The organism is Rhodopseudomonas palustris (genome assembly GCF_003591005.1).
GTDB classification, from domain to species: Bacteria; Pseudomonadota; Alphaproteobacteria; order Rhizobiales; family Xanthobacteraceae; genus Rhodopseudomonas; species Rhodopseudomonas palustris_K.
Window position 1 is genome coordinate 47,874 of sequence record NZ_QYYD01000011.1, and the last position, 22,328, is coordinate 70,201.

The window sequence follows — 22,328 nt, forward strand, 5'->3', positions numbered from 1 at the left end:
ACGGCGGCCTCCGCACAACCTGTCGCAGAGTTCATTTGACGGCGCGGGACGATGACCGAGAGAACATACCGGACGCCTGATCGCGGCTCCCGCCGCTCGCCTGCCTGAAAGGTTCGATCCGGATGGGTCGCCTCGTCGCTCTTGCCGTCAACCGACGCTATCTGATGCTCCTGATGTTCGTGCTGGTGATGGCCGGCGGCGTCATCGCCTTCAAGCAACTCAACATCGAGGCCTATCCCGATCCGACGCCGCCGATGGTCGACATCGTGACCCAGGGGCCGGGCCTCTCGGCTGAGGAGATCGAGCGCTACATCACCATCCCGATCGAGACCCAGGTCTCCGGCATCAAGAACCTGAAGACGATCCGCACGATATCGCTGTACGGCCTGTCCGACGTCAAACTGCAGTTCTCGTTCGACTACACCTACGACGAAGCGCTGCAGCAGGTGCTCAACCGGCTGTCGCAATTGCCGCCGCTGCCGGGCGGCGCGCAGCCGGGCATCTCGCCGCTCAGCCCGATCGGCGAGATCTTCCGCTATCGGCTGGTCGGCCCGCCGGGCTACAGCGTGCTCGACCTCAAGACCCTGCAGGACTGGGTGCTGCAGCGCCGCTTCCGCGCGGTGCCTGGCGTCATCGACGTCACCGGGTGGGGCGGCAAGACCAAGACCTATGAGGTTCAGGTCGACTTCAACAAGCTGGTCGCCAATTCCCTGACTTTGCCGCAAGTGCTGCAGGCGGTTTCCAATTCGAACATCAATGTCGGCGGCAACACCGTCGACATCGGTGCCCAGTCGGCGGTGGTGCGCGGCGTTGGTTTGATCCGATCGATCGACGATCTCGCTAACACCATGGTGACTTCGAGCAACGGCAACCCCGTGCTGGTCAAGGACATCGCCACCGTCAGTGTTGGTGAAAAGCCGCGGCTCGGCATTGCCGGCATGAACAACGACGACGACATCGTGCAAGGCATCGTGCTGATGCGGCGCGGCGAGAAGAGCTCGCCGACCATTGCGCGGGTCGAGCAGACCGTGAAGGCGATCAACGCTTCAGGCGTGCTGCCGCCCGGGGTACGGATTGAGCGCATCTACGACCGCAAGGACCTGATCGACACCACCACCCACACCGTTTTGCACAATATGGTCGTCGGCATCCTGCTGATCGTCGTGCTGCAATGGGTCTTCCTCGGCGACCTGCGCAGCGCGCTGATCGTCGGCGCCACGATTCCGTTCGCGCTGTTTTTCGCCGTGATCATCATGGTGCTGCGCGGCGAGTCGGCGAATTTGCTGTCGGTGGGAGCGATCGATTTCGGCCTGATTGTCGACGCCACCGTGATCATGGTCGAGGCGATCTTCAGGCGCTTGTCGCACACCACCGCATTGTCGCCCGAAGAGCGCAGCCAGATCTCGCCCGAGACCGTGATGGGCATGAAGAGCCACGCGATTCTGTCGGCCGCCGCCGACGTGTCGCGTTCGATCTTCTTCGCCGCGGCCATCATCATCGCGGCGTTTCTGCCGCTGTTCACGCTGTCCGGCGTCGAGGGCAACATCTTCGGCCCGATGGCAAAAACCTATGCTTACGCGCTCGCCGGTGGTCTGCTCGCCACATTCACGGTGACGCCGGCGCTGTCGGCCATCATCCTGCCGTCGCATGTGCAGGAGACCGAAACCTTCCTGATGCGCTGGCTGCATCGCCTGTACATGCCGCTGCTCGGCTGGGCGGTGCGCAACCGCCGCCTGGTGATGGCGGGCGCCGTCGGCCTGGTGCTGATGACCGCGCTGGCGACGCGCTTCCTCGGCCTGGAATTCCTGCCCAAGCTGGAGGAGGGCAACCTCTGGGTGCGCGCGACGCTGCCGCCGACGATTTCGCTGGCCGAGGGCAACACCTACGTCAATCAGATGCGCAAGCTGATCCAGAGCTTCCCTGAAGTCGAGTCGGTGGTCTCGCAACACGGCCGGCCGGATGACGGCACCGATGCCGCAGGCCTGTTCAATGCCGAATTCTTCGCGCCGCTGAAGCCCGTCTCACAATGGCCCGGAGATAAGGACAAGGACGATCTCACCGCGCGAATGCTGAAGCAGCTGCAGCAGAAATTCCCGGGCGTCGAGTTCAACTTCTCGCAATATCTCCAGGACAACGTCTCCGAAGCGGTCTCTGGCGTGAAGGGTGAAAACTCGATCAAGCTATTCGGCAACGATCTGCAGGCACTCACCGACACCGCTAACAAGATCAAGGCGGTGCTGGCGACGGTGCAGGGCGTGCAGGACCTCGCGGTGTTCACCTCGCTGGGGCAGCCGACGATCCAGATCGATGTCGACCGGGCCCGCGCGGCACGCTACGGCCTGACACCGGGCGACATCAATTCGACCATTCGTGTGGCGATCGGCGGCGACAGCGCCGGCGACCTTTACGAGCCCGGCAGCGACCGCCATTTCCCGATCATCATCCGGCTGGCTCCGGAGTATCGCAAGAGCGCCGAGGCGATCCACAATCTGCGGATCGGCGTCCAGGGGGCCAACGGCATCACGCAGATCCCGCTGAGCGAAGTGGCGTCGATCCAGTTGGTGTCGGGCGCCGCCTATATCTATCGCGAGCAGCAGGAGCGCTATCTGCCGATCAAGTTCTCGGTGCGCGAGCGCGACCTCGGCAGCGCGATCCAGGAGGCGCAGCAGAAGGTCGCCGAGCAGGTGCAACTGCCGCCCGGCTCGCGGGCCGAGTGGGTCGGCGAATTCGGCAATCTGCAGGATGCGATCAAGCGGCTGTCGATCGTCGTGCCGATCAGCTTGCTGTTGATCGGCGTGCTGTTGTTCTTCAACTTCGGCTCGTTCACCGATACGCTGCTGGCGATGAGCGTGATCCCGATGGCGATCTTCGGGGGCGTGATGGGGCTGCTGGTCAGCGGCATTCCGTTCAGCGTCTCGGCGGCGATCGGCTTCATCGCGCTGTTCGGCATCGCGGTGATGGACGGCATCATCATTCTGTCGCAGTACAACCAGCTCATTGATCAGGGCTTCGATCGCATCAAGGCGGTGATCCGGACCGGCGAGTTGCAGTTGCGACCGGTGCTGATGACCTGTGTCATCGCCGGCGTCGGCCTGTTGCCGGCGGCCATGTCGCACGGCATCGGTTCGCAGGTGCAAAAGCCGCTGGCGGTTGTCGTCGTCACCGGGATGATGCTCGCACCCCTCGTGATTCTGATCACCCTTCCGATTCTGATCTCCTACTTCTCTCGCCGTCGCCTCGGATGATTACTTAGGGCGGACGTAGCTCTGCGAAGATGCGAAATTGACTTCAAGAAAGCCCTGCAAAATAGCAGGAAATGCTATGTTGCAGCGCGATGACGGCGGCCCGGGCGGGCGTCGCGTCATTTGTTCGCAGCGATCCATTGACTTGCATCAAGCGTCATGCGCTCACGCCGTGCCAGCATGCGCTTATGGCTAGGCTCTTGGTATATCGATGTCCGCAAAGCGGTCTGATGGCTCAGACCTGGCTGGCCGATGACACGTCGGGGCTCGATCGGCTGACCTACGAGCCCGTGTTTTGCCTGGCCTGTTCGCAACAACATTTCATCTGCACAGAGACCGGCCGGGCTCTCGGCGATCGGGTTGAAGCCGCCACCGTGACGCATGGCCCGACGTTTCCGCCGGACCAGAGCCGCCCGCAGAGTCCTCGTGCCGCAGTGCAGCCTCAAGCCGACTCGCTGGGACGGTCAGGCGTCGGCGCGCCGCATCGCAATCACGCCAAGGCCTGCTGATGAACGGGGCCTGATCATCGAAAAGGCCAGATAATCGAAGAGCGATTAGTAAAGAGGCTCAAGGTTTATTGATCGCATCAGCGATTGTCGGGCCTATCTGCCGGGTCTCGCACCGGTGCTACGCTTATTGTCCGGACGGCGTGCGCAGGCCATGCCAAGCGTCGCGCACCTGGTGATAGTGGACCTCGGGCAGGTAGTCAGGCGTGTTCAACCCGAGCGTTTGCACGTCGAGACGGCCGATGGCGCTGAGCAGGGTATAGGAGGCGACGACGCGGTCGCGCTGTGCGCCGATCAGACGGGCCCGTGCCAGGATCAGGTCCTGCTGCGAGTTGAGCACGTCGACTGTGGTGCGCTGCCCGCCTTGCGCTTCGCGGCTCACGCCCTTGAGGGCGATTTCGGCGGCCCGGACTTCCGCCTCTGAGGCGCTGACGGCGATCTTCGCGCCTTCGTTGCTGACCCAAGCGGCAATCGCGGCGGTGCGCGACTGATTGCGGACTTGATCGAGCACCAACCGGCTTTGCGCGGCGATTTCCTTTGACTGCCGGGTCTGCGCGGCGGCAAGGCCGCCATCGTAGATCGGCGCATTGATCTGGCCGAGGATCGAAGCCTGATCGGTCCCGGCGCTGCCGAGCGTCTGGTCGGAGCCGCGGCTGCGGCTCGCACTGCCCTGCACGGTGACGGTGGGCAACAATGCGCCTTCGGCGACCTTGATCGTCGTGGTCGCGACGTCGACATCGTAGCTGGCCGCCAGCACGGCCGGATTACCTTGCATCGCGAGCGACATCGCATCCTCGCGGCTGCGCGGCAGCAGACGGTCGACGGGCGAGGCGGGACCAAGCCGCGAGGGTGCGTTACCGATCACTTCGGCATACGTCGCTTGGCTGACCGCGAGATTGACTTCTGCAGAATTGAGATCGGCGCGACCGCGACTAAGACGCGCTTCGGCTTGCGCGGTATCGGTCGGCGTTACATCGCCTGCTGCGAGCCTCTTCTGGGTGATATCCAAAGTCTGGCTGAGGAAGTCGACGTTGGCTTTCTGTGCTGCTACCAGCGCCTGATTGGCGAGAACGTTGGTGTAGGCGGTGACCGCGTCGAGCAGCACGCCCTGGCCGACATTGCGCAGCGCTTCGCGACCGGATTTCACCTGGAGTTCGGCAACGCGCACGCTGTTGGCGGTGCGGAAACCGTTGAACAGCGTCTGCGTCACGGTGACGCCGATGGTCCAGGGCTTCAGGTTCGCGGTCTGCACCGTATTGTCCGGGAGCAAATTGCGGATCGCCTGCATTCCGGCGCCGAGGCTGGCAATGATCTGCGGCCGGTAGCCGGACAGTTGAGCGGGCACGTTCTCGTCCGTGGCGCGCTGTCGGGCGCGCTCGGCGTTCAACTGCGGATTGCTCTGATAGGCTTTGGCCAATGCATCAACGAGGCTCTCGGCACTTGCCGGAGTGATCAGCAGCAGGGCGATAGCCGTGGCGGCGTAGAAGCTGCGCCGCGCCAGGCGCAGGCGATTTTCAACACCGTTGATGTGGGCGTATTCGTCCATTCCGTCCCGCTGCAGTTTGAGCATCCGCGCCCCCGCCGATGTGCTGCATGTTTAGAACGCGGGGCGACGAGAGGCAAACCGCACGGGCCGCTGTGTCGATGTGCCGGACGCACTGTGGTGATGCGGCAACGCTGCGACGATGCAGCGCGCGACAAATGCGGCGATCGCCCGGCGGTCACCGCATTTGTCAGCGGGACGTCAGCGGTTCTTGATGTTCGGCTTGCGCTTCTCGATGAACGCCGCCATGCCTTCCGAGCGATCCTCCAACGCGAAGGTGGCGTGGAAGAGATCGCGCTCGACCGCGAGGCCTTCGGCCAGAGTGCTCTCCAGCGCACGGTTGACGGCGTTCTTGGCCATCGCCGCAGCCGGACGCGACATCGACGCGATCTTCTCGGCGGCAGCCAGTGCTTCTTCCATCAGCTTGTCGGCCGGAACGATACGGCTGACCAGACCGGAGCGTTCGGCCTCCTGCGCGTCCATCATACGGCCGGTGAGGCATAGGTCCATCGCCTTGGCCTTGCCGATTGCGCGCGTGAGGCGCTGCGTTCCCCCGATGCCCGGAATGGTGCCGAGGGTGATCTCCGGCTGCCCGAACTTTGCGGTATCTGCGGCGATGATGAAATCGGCCATCATCGCCAGCTCGCAGCCGCCGCCAAGCGCGTAGCCCGAGACGGCCGCAATTGTCGGCTTGCGGCAGCGCGCCAGTCGGTCGCCGCCAATCGCGGTGAAGTCCTCGTTGAACATGTCGATGAAGCTCTTCGGCTGCATCTCCTTGATGTCGGCACCGGCCGCGAATGCCTTCTCGCTGCCGGTGATCAGGATGCAACCGATCGCGTCGTCAGCCTCGAGGTCCTCGACCGCGGCTCCGATCTCGCCAAACACGCCAAACGACAGCGCATTCAGCATTTTCGGCCGATTGAGCTTGATGATGCCGACCGCGTTTTGGCGCTCGACTATGATGAATTCGAATGTGCTCATGTTGCATTCCCGTTGAGGGCCGGTCGCGGCCGCGGGCAATCTGCCCGCTGGCGCGGGGCGCTTCAAGGGGAGGGGGTCAGGCCATGAACATCCGCGCGGCCGAGGCCAGCGTCAGTAAACCACCGGCGGCAATGAAGATTTTGCCGACCAGCGACGCCTTGTCCCAGGCGCCGTCGTTGCTGGTGGCCGACTCGACCTGCGCGGTGCCGACCGTGGGCGGCTGCGCGGCCGTGGTGGGCGCGGCGGCGTTGGCGGCCGTCGTGGCCGGCTGAGGCTCGGCCTCGGCTGCGCGGTCGAGTTCGTTCACCTCGTCAGGCGCCATCACCGGGACATCGGCCGCGGGCTTGGCGGCAGGGTCGGAGCCGGCAGGCTGAGACGCCGCAGGCATCCCGCCAGGCGTCGCGCCATCGGCGGCAGCGACCTCCGGGAACTGCGCATTGGCATTGGCGACGGACGCCGGCAAAGCGGCTGACGCCGGCGCATCTGCGGCGGCCTGAGCTTCGTCCTGGGGTGTCGCCTCAGGCACGGGCTTGGCGGCGAGCTTGCTCTGGTCCTTGGTTTTGACGCCGTCACCGGCATTTTCAGCGGTCGGCTTGGCCTGTTTGGCGGGAGCGGGCTTTTTCTTCACCTGCTTGGCGTGCGGCCTTGCCACCTTCTTCTTGGCGACGGGCGCGGTGCTCTGCTGAGTCGCGCTGTCCTGCGGCGCGGCGGCGGCCGGTGCCGCCTGAAGCGGCCCCCCCAGCAACGCCAGCAATCCTGCTGCGACGATCAATGCGAAGCGCCCACTGGCTTCGTGGCTCATAACGGTCTCCCCAGTTGCCAACCCTGGGGCAGAATGTCCCCGCGGCAATGGCGTGACCGGGGCCAAAACGTGAGAAATCCTCGGCGGCGCGCGGCAATATTTTGGCAACCTCTATGGCAGCCCGCCTCATTCGTGCGGCGAGCGCAAAACGGGAATGTTCTCCATGCCCGTGCGGCAGACGCTTCCGGTGTGTCACGGATGGCCAATGAAATTGACTTGGGCTTGCACTGTGCTAGCAAAACAGCGGGGGTATTATTGTGGGCCATCTCGCACGAAAGCGCAGGATTGCATGGGGCGCCGCTTGGGCGGCTGTCTATGCGCTGGTGCTGAATGTGCTGCTCACCAGTGCGCTGCTTGCGGCCCAATCGCCCGTGCAGCTTCAGGCCGGCCACGAACTCTGCCTGCCGAGCGGCGACGCAGCCGGACCTGCGGAGCCCGGCAAGGCCAAACCCGCGCCTGTGCATTGCCCGCTATGCATCGGCCATCATGTCAGCGCTGCGCCACCGCCGGTCGCGCCCGCGGTCGCCATTCGGCTGGCGTTCGGCACTGCGTATGATCCGCCGCGCGACACCCCCTTCGTCGCCTTCACCCAAAGCCGGGATCACCAGCCGCGCGGACCTCCGGCCCTGAGCTGACGACCTGCGCCGCTTGCGGCGCGCCCATACTCGTCACCTCAGCTTTCGGAGTCGTATCCATGCCGTCCGCATCTGTGCGGCCGCGCCGCCGCGTGCTCGCGCACGCCGCCGCGCTCGTCACCACGTCTATCGTCACGACCTCTTTGTTCAGCACGGCTGCCTCGGCCCAAAGCCGCGACGCTGTGCTGCCTGCGGTCACCGTCCAGGCTCCCGACCAGGCGCGTCCGGCGACACCGCGTCCGCAACGACGCAGTGCCACCGCCGGCAATGCGCGCGTACGGATCACCGCTCCGACTCCTTCCGCCGCGCCCCAGGCCGCGCCGGCCGCGGCGCGAGGGCCCGCTCTGACGGTGCTCACCGTGCAGCAGGCGCTCGCCGACATCCAGCAGACGCCAGGCGGCGTCGCATTGGTGCCGGCGAACGCCTATCGCAACTCGACCGTGTCCAACACCATCAAGGATATTCTGGATTACGTGCCCGGCGTGTTTGCCCAGCCGAAATGGGGCGACGATACGCGGCTGTCGATCCGCGGTTCTGGTCTGTCACGCAACTTCCACCTGCGCGGCGTGCAGCTCTACATGGACGGCATTCCGATCAACACCGCCGATGGCTACGGCGATTTTCAGGAGATCGACCCGACGGCCTACAAGTACGTCGCGGTCTACAAGGGCGCCAACGCGCTGCAATTCGGCGCCAATTCGCTCGGCGGCGCCATCAATTTTGTGACCAAGACCGGGCGCGATCCGTTCCCGAACGGTGTCAGCGTCGACGCCGGTGCGTTTGGCTATCGCCGGCTGCAGGCCAATGCCGGCGGCGCCAACGGCGTCTGGGATGGTTACGTCACCGCGTCGGCGCAAGCCGCGGACGGCTTCCGCGACCACAGCAACGGCCAGGCCTATCGGCTGAGCGCCAATATCGGCTATCAGATTACGCCGGACATCGAGACGCGGTTCTATCTCAACGCCAACAGCGTCCGCCAGCGGATACCCGGCACGGTCAGCAAGGACGTCGCGCTGAACTCACCGCAGACCGCGGCGCCGAACAACGTCGCGCTTGATCAGCAGCGCAACATCGACACCGTGCGGCTCGCCAACAAGACCACGATCCGCTTCGACAATACGGTGGTGGATTTCGGCGCGTTCGGTGTCGATCGCCATCTGATGCATCCGATCTTCCAATGGCTGGACTATCGCTATCAGGACTACGGCGGCTTCGCCAAAGTCACCGACGACCGCGAGATCGGCGGCTATCGCAATCGCCTGGTCGCTGGCGTCAACATCCTCAACGGCCGTCTCGACAACAAACAATATGTCAACATCGCCGGGCAGAAGGGCGCGCTGGCGTCGTCGTCGCTCGACAGCTCGACCAACACCTCGGTGTATATCGAGGATTCGTTCTACGTTCTGCGCAACGTCGCGCTGGTCGCCGGCACGCAGTTCCTGCACGCGACCCGCGACCGCCGCGATCGCTTCCTGTCCGATGGCAATCAGTCGGGCTCGACGGAGTTCAATCTGTGGAGCCCGAAGGGCGGCCTGTTATGGCAGATCGATCCGACATGGCAGGCCTACGCCAACATTTCGCGCAGCGCCGAAGTGCCGAGCTTCGGCGAGAGCTCGTCGGGCGTCGGCATTCCGACCATCCCGTTCACCAGTATCCGGCCGCAGCGCGCGACGACCTACGAGATCGGCACGCGTGGCAACCGACCCGATCTGACCTGGGAGCTGACCGGCTACCGCGCCGAGATCAAGGACGAACTGCTGTGCCTGTACAGCGCGTTCGGCAATTGCAACGTCACCAACGCCGACCGCACCGTGCACCAGGGCATCGAGGCCGGGCTCGGTGTCGCGTTGTTCAAAAATCTGTTCGAGCACGGACCGGCCGCGGATCGGCTGTGGCTCAACATGGCCTACACGCTGAACGACTTCCGTTTCGACAACGACGCCAAGTTCGGCACCAACCTACTGCCAGGCGCCCCCCGGCACTATCTGCGTGCCGAGCTGCTCTACAAGAACCCGAACGGCTTTTACGTCGGCCCGAACGTCGAGTGGGTGCCGCAGGCTTACTACGTCGACAGCGCCAACACCCAGCAGACCGAGCCCTACGCGCTGCTCGGCCTCAAGGCCGGCATCGACAATGGCGGACCGTACTCGATCTACATCGAAGGCCGCAACATCCTCAACAAGACCTACATCGCCTCCGCCAGCATCATCGACAAGGCGACCGCGTCCTCGCCGCTGTTCGAGCCGGGCACCGGCCGTGCGGTCTATGCCGGATTGAAGGTCCGGTGGTGATGGAGCGTTCAAAGTCATTGTTATCCGTGTCGGTCCGCTGTGCGCTGCTGGCCTCTGCCGCTGTCGTTGCGTCCACGGCGTTGTCGAGCCGGTCCGCGCTGGCGCAGAGCCCGTCCAGTTCGCTGCCGCCAGTGACTGTTCAGGCGCCGGACGAGGCTCCGCGTCCAGCGGCTCGGCCGAAGCCCCGCGCTGTCTCAATCGGCGCTCGTGCTGTGAGAGCGAGCAGCATCGGTGCAACCGCCGCGCCGCCGGTCGCGGGCGGCGTGCAGTCACCAGGAGCCCGCGCACCAGCGAGCCTGACCGTGCCGACCACCGAACAGGCCCGCCGAGAGATAGAGCGTGTTCCCGGCGGCGTCGCGCTTGTGCCCGACACCGAATTCAAGAATACGCCGGCCAACACCATCAAGGACGCGCTCGGCTGGGTTCCGGGCGTCCTGATCCAACAGCGCTGGGGGCCGGATGCGCGGATTTCGATCCGCGGTTCGGGCCTGTCGCGCGCTTACGGCAACCGCGGCATCAACCCGTTGATGGACGGCATTCCGATCAGCACCGCCGACGGCCTGTTCGACTTGTTCGAGATCGATCCGACCGCGTATCGCTACATCGAAGTCTACAAGGGCGCCAATGCGCTACGTTACGGCGCCAATTCGCTAGGCGGTGCGATCAATTTCGTGATGCCGACCGGGCGCAATTCGCCGGAGTTCGAGGCGCGGATCGACGGCGGCAGCTTCGGCTATCTGAAGTCCGCCACGAGCGTCGGCGGCTTCGCCGGGCCATTCGACTGGTACATGACGATGTCGGCGCAGCGCGAGGAGGGCTATCGTGAGCACAGCAAGACCGACGCCGAACGCCTCAATGCAAATTTCGGCTACCAGTTTTCGCCGGACGCCGAAACCAGGTTCTATCTCACTGCCGGGCGCTGGCGTTCTGAGATCCCCGGCGAAGTAACCAAGGATGCGGCGCTGACAACGCCGCGCGCCGCCAATCCGGTCTGGGTGCAGCAGGACCAGCAGCGCAACATCGATTCGGTGCGGGTTGCCAACAAAACCACGTTGCGATTCGACGAGACGACCGTGGATTTCGGTGCCTTCGTGCTCGAACGCCACGTCATGCATCCGATCTATCAGTGGCTCGATTTCCACGTCCACGACTATGGCGGCTTCGCGCGCGCCACCGACGACCGGCTGATCGGTGGCTTCCGCAATCGCCTGATCACCGGCGTCAACATCCAGAACGGGACGATCGACATCAATCAGTACTGGAACGTCGGAGCGGCGGTGAAGGGACCGCTGGCGGCTTCCTATTTGTGGAAATCGCAGAACGTCTCCGCCTATGCGGACAACTCGTTCTACGTCTTGCCTAACGTCGCACTGGTCGCCGGCGCGCAATTCCTCCATGCGGTGCGCGACCAGCAGGATCGCTTTCTGACAAATGGCGATCAGTCCGGGCGGCGCACCTACAACCCCTTCAGTCCCAAGATGGGGCTGCTGTGGGACGTCGATTCAACCTGGCAGGTGTATGGCAATATCTCGCGCAGCGCCGAGGTGCCGACCTACGACGTCACCACCTTCGCGTCGCCTGCGAGTACGGACATCAACGCCCAAACCGCCACAACCTATGAAATCGGTACCCGTGGTCGGCGTCCGGACCTCACCTGGGACATCTCGCTGTATCGCGCCGACATCCGCAACGAGCTGCAATGTCTGACCAGCCCATCGACGCCGGGGGCCTGCACGATCCGCAATGCCGATCGCACCGTGCATCAGGGCGTCGAAGCCGGGCTGGGCGTCGCGTTCCTGAAGTCGATTTTCGCGCAGGAGGACCGGTTCTGGTTCAACGTCGCCTACACCTACAGCGACTTCCGCTTCGACGGCGACGTCACCTGGGGCAACAACCAATTGCCGGCGGTGCCGGCACATTGGGTCCGGGCCGAGGTGCTATACAAGCACGCCAACGGCTTTTACGCCGGTCCCAATGTCGAATGGATGCCGCAAGCGTTCTTCGCCGACAACGCCAATACTTTGACGGTCGATCCTTACGCGCTGTTGAACTTCAAGCTCGGCTACGACCGCGGCACCGGCTGGTCCGGTTATATTGAAGCCCGCAATCTGTTGGACAAGCGCTACATCTCGACCGCGATCGCGGTGGAAGCGGCTACGGCCGCGTCGGCGCTGTTCAATCCGGGCATGGGGCGGGCGGTCTATGCCGGCTTGCGGACGCGGTGGTGACGAGCTGCTGCTGACTGAAACGCGCCGGTCGCTCAGGCGGCCGGCGGCTTGGCGACCGCTGCGGATTGCTGCATGCGGTGGAAGCGTAGCACCTGCTGGGCGGTCGAGGTGCGCAGCCGTTCATATGTGAAGCGACACTCATCGAGGTCGGCGGATTTGATACCGGTCAGCTCGTCGCGCATATGGATGATTGCCTTGACGGTGTTCCAGCTCAGCTTGCACACCTTGGCGAGGATCAGCAGGCCTTCGTCGCGCGACTCGACCATCAACGCCTCGACGGTTTCCACCGACGTGCCGGCCAGGCAGGCGATGGCCTGATTGATTTCGTCGAATTTGCGATCGTCCGCAAAGGCGCTGATCTGCTCTTCGTTGAGGCGACCGTCTTCGTAGAGCGCTCTCACCAGACCATGAGCGATGTTGGTCTGCCGACTGATCGCCGCAGGCGCGGAACGCGCCAGCCGGGTCGCTGTCTTCACGGCGTTGCTGACCTCTGCGGCGGCATCGGGATTGGCAGCCTTCAGCTTGGCACGGACGGAGGCCGAAGCGAGCGCGATCATCTTGAGAACTTGCGCACGCGGAATCGAACGCTGGCTCAGCGCGGTCGCCAGCGCCTCATCCAGCTCGGCGCGCTTGACCAGGATCGAGTAGCCGTTGTCGGAGAACTCCGCGCCTGGGTTGCGCACGGTGCTGTGCACCACATCCTGACTGCCGAGCTCGACCAGGACATCGGTGACGGCACCGCTCAGCGAGCGCCGGGTCGAGATTGCCAGCATGTGGCGCTGCCCCTTGGTCCGGGCATTTGCGATCAGCGTCGCGTCATCAAGCTGTTCGGATTGCGACAGCACCGGCGCGGCGATCTCGATCATGTCTTCGAAGGCGAGGTGGTGGATGATCCGCGGTGGCGCCTTCACCTGGGCCAACCGCTGCGCCAGCAGCACCTTGGCGTTGCATTCAATGTTCCTGACGAGGCAGGTGAAGACGTCGTCGAACACGGCAACCTGATCGTCGCTGTAGTCGACCTCGCCATCGAGATAAAGGTCGGTGACGCGGCGCAGGGTTTCGACCCGGCGTGCCACCGTTCCGTGCATCAGCGTGGCCTGCAATTCATCGAGGAGATTGGCCGCGGTAAGGGCCGGCTGAGAGCTCATCGTCCATCCTGGCGTCGCGTTCAAATCTGAATTCTTCAGATTGTAAAGATCCGGTTGCGTCCCATTTCCTTGGCGGTGTAGAGCGCGCCGTCGGCGCGGGCGAGAGCGGCGTCCGCAGTCTCGCCGAGCGTCATCGTGGCGATGCCGGCGGAAAGCGTTACCCGCATGCCCGGCGAAAATGCCGTCCAGTCAAGCTCCGCCACGATCTCCCGCAATCGCTCGAGCATGGCATGGGATTGCTCGCGGGACGTGTTCGGTAGCAGCAGCAGGAATTCCTCGCCGCCGTAGCGGCCGAACCGGTCGAAGCTGCGAATGTTGGCGAAGATGGTGATGGCGAAGGTGCGCAGCACCTCGTCGCCGATCGGATGGCCGAAGCCGTCGTTGATGCGCTTGAACCAGTCGAGGTCGATCAGCGCCAGCGACAGCGGCGTGGCGTTGCGCTCGGCACGCGCGATCTCTTCGTTGAGCATCCGCATGATGCAGCGGCGGTTGAACGCGCCGGTGAGTTCGTCGAGCTCGGCGAGCTCCTCGATGCGCTGATAGGCTTCGCGCAACTCCACGCCGCGCTTGTACAGCGTCTCCCGCAGGCTGGCGGAGTACATGCTCACGAACATGCAGCGGCCGATCGTCAGAACCAGCACCAGCAGCGTGGTCAGACGCTCCAACAGCGATCCGCCCGGCACCGAAATCGGATGGTCAGTGAACAGGAAGAGCACCGCCAGTGCGATCGTCAGCACGCTCCAGCCGACCACACACTCTTTGCGGCTGGCGTGCAGCGACGCGACGCTGAAGATGATCAGGAGCGTACCCGTGAACACCAAGGCGGCCTGCGGCACGCACGCCATGAAGCCGAGCGCCAGTCCGATGAGGACCGCCGAGGTCGGCAGGACCAGAAAATAGTCCTTGTAGCGGTCGTGGAAGCCGTGCTCGGACAACGTGACGGTTGCAACCAGGATCAGCAGCACACAGCCGAGGTAGGCCGGCACGGCACCAAACGGGATGGTGTCGGCGAACGCGTACATCAGCAACAGCGTCGCATCGATCAGATAGCTGACGGCGATGAGGTCGAAGATCTGCCGCCGTTGCTTGACCCGCTTGGCACGCACCGCGAGCGTCCGGGCCCAATCGACCTCGTCCGCTGGCGCTGCTGAAAGGGCAGGAATTGCGGCAGTTGAATTCATCGCTTGCTTCGATGCGCCTGAGTTGAGGGAACTTACGAGGAAAGCCTTTAGGTTTCGTATCCTTTGAGATTCGTCATTTTTCGAGGTGCGGTGTCTATGCGCTTGCTCAAATTGATCTTTTTTCTCACTCCGAGCCGCTGGGACAGCTTGCCGCGGGGACGGGTCAAGATTTGGAGCAGAGCGGATATGGCCGCCAAGGTGTCGCGACGCCGGCCGGCCCCTCGGCCAAGCCGCCGGAGACGAATCGGTCTAAACATCGGACTGTGGGGGGCAGCGGACGCGGGGCGCCGGTGAGAGGTAACTGCTTCCGTGGTCGACGTCACAGAGGCGCTGCGCAGCCGGGCAGGATGATAAATTTGCCTTTTACTATCGAACCTTCCGCAGGTTTCGGCCGACCTATGTTGCGAGGCGGCCAGTGATTACCAGGCAGGGGACTGCGGACGAGGATCTGATCGCTCGGATCGCCCAGGGCGACCGAATGGCGATGCAAGTCCTCTATGGCAGGCATCACGTGCGGGTCTTTCGCTTCGGGCTGAGGCTGGTGCGGAACGAACAGATCGCTGAAGAACTTATCAGCGAGGTTTTTCTGGACGTCTGGCGCCAGGCGGGGAAGTTCGAGGGGCGGTCATCTGTTTCCACCTGGCTGCTGGCGATCACGCGGTTCAAGGCGCTGTCGGCGCTGCGACGCCGCAAGGACGCCGAACTCGACGATGAAGCCGCTGCCGCGATCGAAGACCCTTCCGACGATCCGGAAGTGACTGTCCAGAAGAAGGACACGGGCGATGTTTTGCGGAAGTGCCTTGAAGGTCTTTCGCCCGACCATCGGGAAATCATCGATCTCGTCTACTACCACGAGAAGTCGGTGGAAGAGGTCGCCACTATCGTCGGCATTCCGGAGAACACCGTGAAGACCCGATTGTTTTATGCGCGCAAGAAACTGGCCGATCTGCTTCAGGCAGCCGGCGTGCAGCGAGGCTGGCCATGATGGCGATGAGCAAATCGATGCTTGAGCATCGGGAGCCGGGCGACATCGAGGCGCTGTTGCCGTGGTATGCGGCCGGCACGTTGAGCGCTCGCGACATGCGCCTGGTCGGCGAGGCACTGGACCGCGATCCTGAACTCGCCAAGCAATACGCAGCGGTGCTGGAAGAATATGCCGCGACCATTGAGCTGAACGAGAGCCTCGGCGCGCCGTCGTCGAAGGCGATGCACAAGCTGTTCGCAGCGATCGATGCCGAGCCGGCGCAGGCGGCGCGGGCAGGCATGAAGCCGGCCGGGCCGGGTTTCGGCACTCGCTTCGCGGGCTTCGTGAAGGGGCTCTCGCCGAAGGTGCTGACCTGGTCGGCTTCCGTGGCAAGCATGGCGCTGGTCCTGCAGGCTGGGCTGATCGGCGCGATGCTGGTGTGGTCACCGGGCGGAGTGCTGGAAACCGGCACCTATCAGCCACAATTTGATCGCGCACCGGCGCCGCGCGGCGAGGAGCGCCTACCGGCGCCAGCGGCTCCCGCGCCGTCGTCACCGCCTGCTGCGACACCGCCGCCCGCTGCTGCACCGCCTACGGCGGACACGTCACGCTCGACCGCGGTACCGCCCGCAACGCAGCGGGCCGCGCCGCTCACTCGCAGCCTCGGCGGTGAGGTCAGTCAGCGGGCTTTCGTGCGCTTCGCTCCGGATGCACGTATCTCCGATATCACGGCGCTGCTCGACAGCTATCAGGCGTCTGTGATCGACAGCAGCAAGGGTGGCGTGTTCCGGCTGCAGTTCAGTGGGGCCAAGTCGCAGCAGGACCAGGCGCGGCTGATCGCCAGGCTGGAGAAAGAGCCGCTTGTCACCATGGCGCTGCCGGCACCGTAGCGGAATGCCACAGTCGTTCGTCATGGCCTGGCTTGCTCCGGCCATTTATGCCTTTTTCTGCATTTCCGGCAGCGAAGCGTGGATGTCCGGCACGAGGCCGGGCATGACGCGTCGAGATGGGGGGCCCCAACCTAAACGGGCATTCACCGGCCAGCCTCGCAGGATGAGGACTAGTCCCTGTGGAGAGGGCGATAGACCAGCGCTTCAGTGTATCAACGGATGGCCTTGTACCTGACACGACGGAGACAGAGGTACGAGCATCGATCTGCTGGCCGTTCTCCCCGCCAGCTTCTGAGAAAAATTCGCTACCCGCATTGAACGTTTGCCGCGGTCGTTTTGACTAATCATCGTGGGAGCGCAAAGCCCCATTGAGGCTGTATTCGGCGCGAGCGCCCATCCACCCCAGCGCCAATATGGCTTGTGACCCGCCCGGCTGTCCCCCCGGGCGGGTCCTTTCTTTGGATCAGCACAAGACTGTCATTCTCGTGTCATCCAGGCGATCCCGATTCGCGGCGGCCCTATCTTCGTGGCGACACGGGGGCACCGCCGGCTGGACATGGTAAATTTTTGTTAACAAAATGCTCCATATGCTTGCGTTGATTCGTAAGTAGCGTCGCGTTCGTCTCCCCCCTTTCGGCGGAATGATCATGGAAGTCACCGACGCGATGCGCGGTCGCGCGATCGTTGAGCGCTGGTGTGTGCTCGCAGAACAGCGACTGGAATACCTCACTGACTTGTTCGAGACCGGCCGCTGGCGGCGTTTCTTTACCGAGACGGCGTTTCTGGAGAACATCCAGGAGGCTAAGGCAGCGGTCGATACCTGGCAGGACCTATTGTATCGCGAGGCGACGGTCGACAATCATCCGATCGACCTGTCATGGCTGGGCCACAACAAGGATCTGGCGCCGCGGCCGATCTTCTATCTCAGCGATGAGACCGCCATCGAGCCGACGCGGGTGTTCAACGTTATTCCCCCGCCTGCCGCACCAGAGCCGGTGCAGATTTACAGCGCAACCTTGCCCGCTTCGCCCGAGTGCGATCGTTCGGACTTTGATCCCATCGAGGCCGCTGCGCCGCATCTGTGCATCGTGCCACCTGCGGAGCCCGAGCTCGCCATCGAGCCACCGATCCTCGACGAAAGCAAAGACGCGCCACCGGCTTGGCAGCACGCCCTCGACGTCGCGGTGTTGGCCGAGCGTTACCCGCTGCTACGCCGCGCCGGCTGAGCGGCGCTTTACTTGGCAAGAAAGTCGAGCACCAGCTCGCGATAGCGATCGGGCGCTTCGAGAAACACCAGATGCCCGGTATTCGGCAGCACCTCGGCGCGCGCGCTCGGCATTTCGGCGGCAAGCTTCCTGGCCAATTCGGCGTTCTGTCCCATCCTGGCGCGCAGCGGCTCCGGGGCGCTGGGCTTGCCCGGCGCGTTGTGATCGTCGGCGCCCATGATGAACAGCGTCGGGCGGGTGATCAGCGGGATCTCGTGCGCCACCGGCTCGCGATAGATCAGTTGCGCCGACGCCACGAACGAACGCAGCCATCGCGGATAGTCCGGGCTGCCCTTGATATTGAAGCGGGCATCGATGAACGGCGTGACCTGCTCGGGCGGCAGCTTCAACGCGTAGTTGGTTTCGAGCTGCTTGCGATAGCCGTCGGCAGTCAGCTTGTCCTCGCTCGCGACGATCTTGTCGGTCGGTGTCGGCGGCACGTAGAGCCGATAGTCTTCCAGCCCGATCGGCGCGGTCAGCACCAGATGGTCGACGCGGTCCGGATAGGCGCGGGCGATGCGAACGCCCAGCATGCCGCCGAGCGAATGTGCGACGACATCGGCCCTGGCAATGCCGAGCTTGTCCAAGAGAGCGATGGTGTTGCGGGCGAGATCGTCGAAATGCAGATCGCCGCTCGGCTTCGAGGATTTGCCGAAGCCGACTTGGTCCGGCGCCACCACGCGGTACCCGGCGTCGCTTAGCATCCTGATCACCGGCGCCCAATAGCTCGACGGGAAATTGCGACCGTGCAGCAGCACCACGGTGCGGCCGTTCGGCTGCGCCGGCACGACGTCCATATAGGCCATGGTGAGCTGCTCGCCGCCCGACACCACGGCAAATGACTGCACCGGATACGGATAGGCGTAGCCTTCCAGGTTGATCCCGTAGGGCTCGCGCGGCGCGCCGTCGGCGAGCGCGAAGGACGGCGTCGTCACGACAGCAGCAGCGAACAACATCTTCAGAAAATCAGGCATGAGCGTCCATCGAGGCGAGGAGATCCAACCACGACGCGCAACCGTGCAACTCGTTCCGGCGGTCCAGCGACGCAGCGAATGATACGGAAGGATAGACTAGACTTTCGGCGAAGACATGGCGGCCGGTAGCTCCGGCTTGTTGCTGGGCCGGTCGACGCCGCGGCCGCAAGACGGCCGAGAAACCCAACATCGTCAGGCGTCGGCGCGATCGGTTTGACCCATGTCAAGCTCTCAGCGTCGCTCGGCAGCGTGCAATTGCGACGCTTATTTGAACGGTTGTGCGGCTTGCCTCTTTAAACTTTCCAAATGATTCCGGGTGCACCTGAGGCCAGCGGACGGTGCCGTCCGCCGCAGATATCATCAGCACGCCGGGGGAGATCCGACGCGACGATCGTGTCGACGCTGCGACGCGGATCGCTGCCTGCCGTGCACCGGAAGGTCGCAGCCGCGCGCGTATTCGCGCCCGCAGTGAAAGTCGGATCATGACCCACACACCAACGCCGATCACACCTCGTTCCTTCAGCCCGCTGGCGCTGTTCACCAATCGCAAGATCAGCGCCAAAATTGCAATCGGCTTTGCCGCCATTCAGGTGCTGATGGCCATCCTCGCGGTGATGAACTACACCAGCTTCGGCAGCTTGGGAGCGGCGGTCACGTCGTTCGGTCAGCGCGTCGAAGTCGTCGACCTCGCGCACAAGATCGAGACCAGCTTCGCGGACGTACGAAATCTCGTTCGCGAGTACGGGCTCACGGGCGACGAGCCATTGGTCGGCGACGCCGAGCAGGCTGGTCGGAAACTCGCGGCCAGCATCGCCCAGGGCATGCACCAGATCCAGAATCCCGAGATACATACGCTGCTGACCGAGATCGATCAGCAGTTCGGTCAGTACAGCGGCAAGTTCGCCGAGGTGGTCAAGCTGCGCCGCGATCAGAACCGGATCACGACGGACGTTCTCGGTCCGGTGGGGCAGCGCCTGATGGCGAAGTTCGAACAGCTGCAGAGCGCGACCATGACCGGCGACGGCGACGGCCGCAATGCGCTGCTGGTCGGGCAGGGCCTGAAGAGCTTCATGATGTTGCGGCTCGCCGCCAGCAAGATGCTGGGCGTCCGACTCGAGAAGGATGGGCTCGGCACGGCCGAGAAGTCGCTGGCCGATCTGAAGACCGCGCTGTCGGCGCTGAAGAATTCGGTCGACACCGGCTCGGAGCAGAAGCAGATCGCCGCGATCGAAGCGGACCTGGCGGTCTATGTGGACGGCTTTCGGCAGGCGGCGGCGGATGTCGCCGGCGTCGATGCCAAGATCGCCGAGATGGGCAAGGTGGCGGGCACGCTGGCGGCCGCGGCGGGGCGCATCAACCAGATCGGTACCACCGAGCAGCAGCAGATCAGCCACGCCACCCAGGCGCAGGTGTTCGATACCAGGTCGCAGACGCTGATCATCACCATCTCGGCGCAGCTACTCGGCATCGTGCTGGCGTGGCTGATCGGCCGTGCGGTGTCGCGTCCGATCGTGCAGATTTCCGATACGATGCGCGAACTCGCCGCGGGCAACCTCGAGGTCAAAGTCGCCGGCTCCGGCCGGCTCGACGAGATCGGGCTGATGGCCTGCACGGTCGAAGTGTTCAAGTCCAACGCGCTCGACGTCAAGCGGCTCAAGGAAGAGCAGGAAGAAGCCGAGCGCCGCGTCGCCGAACAGCACAAGGCCGAGATGCGGCGGTTGGCCGACGATTTCGAGGGCGCCGTCGGCGAGATCATCCACACCGTATCGGCGGCCTCGACCGAATTGGAATCGTCGGCCGGCACGCTGACGTCGACCGCGGATCGCTCACAGGAGCTGGCGACCTCGGTCGCCGCGGCGTCGGAGCAGGCTTCCGCTAATGTGCAGTCGGTCGCTTCGGCCACTGAACAGATGGCTTCGTCGATCTCCGAAATCGGCCGGCAGGTTCAGGAAGCCGCGCGCATCGCCGGCGAAGCCGTCGACCAGGCCCGCAAGACCAACACGCGCATCGGTCAGCTGTCGGAGGCCGCCAACCGCATCGGCGACGTCGTCGACCTGATCAACACCATCGCCGGGCAGACCAATCTGTTGGCGCTCAACGCCACGATCGAAGCGGCGCGGGCGGGCGATGCCGGCCGCGGCTTCGCCGTGGTGGCGCAGGAGGTCAAGGCGCTGGCCGAACAGACCGCCAAGGCGACCGGCGAGATCAGCCAGCAGATCACCGGCATGCAGGCGGCGACGCAGGACTCGGTCGGGGCGATCCGCGAGATCGGCGGCACCATCGAGCGGATGTCCGAGATCGCCTCGACCATCGCTTCCGCGGTGGAAGAGCAGGGCGCGGCGACGCAGGAGATCTCCCGCAACGTTCAGCAGGCTGCGCGCGGCACCCAGCAGGTATCGTCGAACATCACCGACGTGCAGCGAGGCGCCACCGAAACCGGCACCGCCTCGACGCAAGTGCTATCCGCCGCGCAGTCGCTCTCGCGCGACAGCAGCCGGCTGCGCGACGAGGTCGGGCGGTTCGTCGAGACGGTGCGGGCGGCGTGAGGGGCTGACTGTGTGAGATGATCAAACAAGCGGTCTTGGCGCAAAGCGCTGCGCCGAGCCCGCTTGTTGAACTACGCAACATCGCTGTTGCGCGCCGCGGACGAGTTTGCCATCCTGCGGTTGCATGGAAGTCAGGCTGCAATCTCGATCGTCCGCCGTCATCGGGTTGAGCGAGCTGGGCGAACGGGTGACCCGCCTCGCTGCTGGCGAGCGGCTGACAATTACCGGCATCGGCGTCGATGAGATCCGGCAGGCCCTGACGACCTCGCAAGCCGAGCGGCCGGCGCTGATCCTGCCGACTGGACGCAGCACGGAAGTCATTCTGAGGCAATTGATCGATGACCTGGCTGAGCTGGCGCTCGGCTGTTGGCCGCGTTGGTATGGTCAGGACTGCGTCAAGCCGGACGGCCTGCCTGTGCTGCCGACCGGCCGATCCGATGTGTCGGCGCCGTGGTTTCGTGCGGCGTCGAAACGCGCCGCCGCCGGCTACGCGCCGGTGTTCCGGCGGATCGCGCGGTCGATCGCGTTCACGCAACTGATGCGGGCGATCGGGCCGCACGATCCGATTCTGGTGGCGCTGATCGATCCGGTCGACGCCGCGCGCGCGGCTCCGCTCATTCAGGTGCTGGAATGGTGCGCCGGGCAAGGCGCATCGGTGGTGGCGCTGTTCCCCAGCCGGCCCGCAGCAGTCCCCCCGTTCGAGCGCTTGCTGTACGGAGCTATCGCGGTCGTAGCCACCGCCGAGCCGCTGCTGACACGCTTCATCGCTCCGACCGGCCAAGCGCATCACGCCAGTCTGATCGAGCAGCGCGTCGCCGCCGCCCTGCAGCAGGACGGCGAACTCGGGCCGCTGTTTGCCTGTAACCAGACCGTTGCACTGGGCGGCTATGGCAATCCGCGCGTTGATCTGTTGTGGCGCGACGGACGGATCGTGGTCGAACTCGACGGTCCGGAGCACCAAGCTGATCCGAATTTCGCCAACGACCGCCACCGCGACTACGAGCTGTTAGTCGCCGGCCATCTGGTGCTGCGGATCACCAATCAACAGGTCAGCACCGACCTGCAGGCCGCCGTCGAGAAGATCCGAATGGTGGTGCGCTTCCGTCAATCAACGCTCAACATCCAGTCGTGA

Annotated in this window: 16 protein-coding genes; 10 read left to right on the top strand and 6 right to left on the bottom strand. The window is 64.3% G+C overall.

Annotated elements, in window-relative coordinates:
- Positions 1-122: 122 nt before the first annotated feature.
- Positions 123-3,245: an efflux RND transporter permease subunit gene (locus tag D4Q52_RS12210; protein ID WP_119856842.1), complete on the top strand. Its 3,123-nt coding sequence runs from the start codon at positions 123-125 to the stop codon at positions 3,243-3,245.
- A 227-nt stretch (positions 3,246-3,472) separates the two neighbouring features.
- The gene (locus D4Q52_RS12215; RefSeq protein WP_234831162.1) at positions 3,473-3,751 is read left to right on the top strand and encodes a hypothetical protein; all 279 of its coding nucleotides are present in this window, start codon (positions 3,473-3,475) and stop codon (positions 3,749-3,751) included.
- Positions 3,752-3,875: 124 nt separating this feature from the next.
- Here D4Q52_RS12215 and D4Q52_RS12220 read toward each other — a convergent pair whose 3' ends face one another.
- The 3 genes from D4Q52_RS12220 to D4Q52_RS12230 form a co-directional block, all read right to left on the bottom strand.
- Positions 3,876-5,318 (bottom strand): TolC family outer membrane protein, encoded by a 1,443-nt coding sequence (locus tag D4Q52_RS12220; RefSeq protein WP_234831163.1) that lies wholly within the window; start codon positions 5,316-5,318, stop codon positions 3,876-3,878.
- A gap of 174 nt (positions 5,319-5,492) precedes the next feature.
- Positions 5,493-6,272, bottom strand: a complete 780-nt coding sequence (locus tag D4Q52_RS12225) for an enoyl-CoA hydratase (RefSeq protein WP_119856844.1) — start codon at positions 6,270-6,272, stop codon at positions 5,493-5,495.
- A 76-nt stretch (positions 6,273-6,348) separates the two neighbouring features.
- The gene (locus D4Q52_RS12230) at positions 6,349-7,026 is read right to left on the bottom strand and encodes a hypothetical protein (protein WP_234831164.1); all 678 of its coding nucleotides are present in this window, start codon (positions 7,024-7,026) and stop codon (positions 6,349-6,351) included.
- A gap of 305 nt (positions 7,027-7,331) precedes the next feature.
- Between D4Q52_RS12230 and D4Q52_RS12235 the strand changes: the two genes are divergently transcribed.
- From D4Q52_RS12235 to D4Q52_RS12245, 3 genes are read left to right on the top strand one after another with little or no spacing between them, the layout of a single operon-like run.
- A complete protein-coding gene (locus D4Q52_RS12235; protein ID WP_119856846.1) occupies positions 7,332-7,709 on the top strand; it encodes a DUF2946 family protein in 378 nt (125 codons plus the stop codon).
- Between the two features lie 59 nt (positions 7,710-7,768).
- Positions 7,769-10,000 carry a TonB-dependent receptor family protein gene (locus D4Q52_RS12240; RefSeq protein ID WP_119856847.1) on the top strand — a complete coding sequence of 744 codons (2,232 nt, stop codon included), beginning with the start codon at positions 7,769-7,771 and terminating at the stop codon, positions 9,998-10,000.
- Positions 10,000-12,228 carry a TonB-dependent receptor family protein gene (locus D4Q52_RS12245; RefSeq protein ID WP_119856848.1) on the top strand — a complete coding sequence of 743 codons (2,229 nt, stop codon included), beginning with the start codon at positions 10,000-10,002 and terminating at the stop codon, positions 12,226-12,228. The genes D4Q52_RS12240 and D4Q52_RS12245 overlap by 1 nt, the downstream gene beginning before the upstream one ends.
- 32 nt (positions 12,229-12,260) lie before the next feature.
- Here the strand turns inward: D4Q52_RS12245 and D4Q52_RS12250 are convergent, their stop codons facing one another.
- Both D4Q52_RS12250 and D4Q52_RS12255 read right to left on the bottom strand, forming a co-directional pair.
- Positions 12,261-13,376: a DUF2336 domain-containing protein gene (locus D4Q52_RS12250; protein WP_119856849.1), complete on the bottom strand. Its 1,116-nt coding sequence runs from the start codon at positions 13,374-13,376 to the stop codon at positions 12,261-12,263.
- 35 nt (positions 13,377-13,411) lie between these two features.
- Positions 13,412-14,557: a GGDEF domain-containing protein gene (locus D4Q52_RS12255; protein ID WP_119856850.1), complete on the bottom strand. Its 1,146-nt coding sequence runs from the start codon at positions 14,555-14,557 to the stop codon at positions 13,412-13,414.
- A 415-nt stretch (positions 14,558-14,972) separates the two neighbouring features.
- Here D4Q52_RS12255 and D4Q52_RS12260 point away from each other — a divergent pair, with 415 nt between their 5' ends.
- From D4Q52_RS12260 to D4Q52_RS12270, 3 genes are all read left to right on the top strand, one after another.
- Positions 14,973-15,542 (top strand): sigma-70 family RNA polymerase sigma factor, encoded by a 570-nt coding sequence (locus D4Q52_RS12260; protein ID WP_119856851.1) that lies wholly within the window; start codon positions 14,973-14,975, stop codon positions 15,540-15,542.
- Positions 15,539-16,411, top strand: coding sequence for a hypothetical protein (locus D4Q52_RS12265; protein WP_119856852.1), 873 nt, complete (start codon positions 15,539-15,541; stop codon positions 16,409-16,411). The genes D4Q52_RS12260 and D4Q52_RS12265 overlap by 4 nt, the downstream gene beginning before the upstream one ends.
- A gap of 647 nt (positions 16,412-17,058) precedes the next feature.
- Positions 17,059-17,637 (top strand): TIGR03809 family protein, encoded by a 579-nt coding sequence (locus D4Q52_RS12270; protein WP_119856956.1) that lies wholly within the window; start codon positions 17,059-17,061, stop codon positions 17,635-17,637.
- Positions 17,638-17,645: 8 nt separating this feature from the next.
- On the opposite strand, the gene D4Q52_RS12275 is transcribed toward D4Q52_RS12270, so the two are convergent.
- Positions 17,646-18,650: an alpha/beta fold hydrolase gene (locus D4Q52_RS12275; RefSeq protein WP_119856853.1), complete on the bottom strand. Its 1,005-nt coding sequence runs from the start codon at positions 18,648-18,650 to the stop codon at positions 17,646-17,648.
- A 482-nt stretch (positions 18,651-19,132) separates the two neighbouring features.
- Here D4Q52_RS12275 and D4Q52_RS12280 point away from each other — a divergent pair, with 482 nt between their 5' ends.
- The gene (locus D4Q52_RS12280) at positions 19,133-21,196 is read left to right on the top strand and encodes a methyl-accepting chemotaxis protein (protein ID WP_119856854.1); all 2,064 of its coding nucleotides are present in this window, start codon (positions 19,133-19,135) and stop codon (positions 21,194-21,196) included.
- Between the two features lie 187 nt (positions 21,197-21,383).
- Positions 21,384-22,328 (top strand): endonuclease domain-containing protein, encoded by a 945-nt coding sequence (locus tag D4Q52_RS12285; protein ID WP_234831167.1) that lies wholly within the window; start codon positions 21,384-21,386, stop codon positions 22,326-22,328.

Bases quoted from the DNA above. Each gene is read 5' to 3' on its own strand.
- D4Q52_RS12215 (WP_234831162.1), top strand. From the start codon at position 3,473: ATGGCTCAGACCTGGCTGGCCGATGACACGTCGGGGCTCGATCGGCTG.
- D4Q52_RS12270 (WP_119856956.1), top strand. From the start codon at position 17,059: ATGGAAGTCACCGACGCGATGCGCGGTCGCGCGATCGTTGAGCGCTGG.
- D4Q52_RS12240 (WP_119856847.1), top strand. From the start codon at position 7,769: ATGCCGTCCGCATCTGTGCGGCCGCGCCGCCGCGTGCTCGCGCACGCC.
- D4Q52_RS12210 (WP_119856842.1), top strand. From the start codon at position 123: ATGGGTCGCCTCGTCGCTCTTGCCGTCAACCGACGCTATCTGATGCTC.
- D4Q52_RS12280 (WP_119856854.1), top strand. From the start codon at position 19,133: ATGACCCACACACCAACGCCGATCACACCTCGTTCCTTCAGCCCGCTG.
- D4Q52_RS12225 (WP_119856844.1), bottom strand. From the start codon at position 6,272: ATGAGCACATTCGAATTCATCATAGTCGAGCGCCAAAACGCGGTCGGC.
- D4Q52_RS12250 (WP_119856849.1), bottom strand. From the start codon at position 13,376: ATGAGCTCTCAGCCGGCCCTTACCGCGGCCAATCTCCTCGATGAATTG.
- D4Q52_RS12265 (WP_119856852.1), top strand. From the start codon at position 15,539: ATGATGGCGATGAGCAAATCGATGCTTGAGCATCGGGAGCCGGGCGAC.
- D4Q52_RS12255 (WP_119856850.1), bottom strand. From the start codon at position 14,557: ATGAATTCAACTGCCGCAATTCCTGCCCTTTCAGCAGCGCCAGCGGAC.
- D4Q52_RS12220 (WP_234831163.1), bottom strand. From the start codon at position 5,318: ATGCTCAAACTGCAGCGGGACGGAATGGACGAATACGCCCACATCAAC.
- D4Q52_RS12245 (WP_119856848.1), top strand. From the start codon at position 10,000: ATGGAGCGTTCAAAGTCATTGTTATCCGTGTCGGTCCGCTGTGCGCTG.
- D4Q52_RS12275 (WP_119856853.1), bottom strand. From the start codon at position 18,650: ATGCCTGATTTTCTGAAGATGTTGTTCGCTGCTGCTGTCGTGACGACG.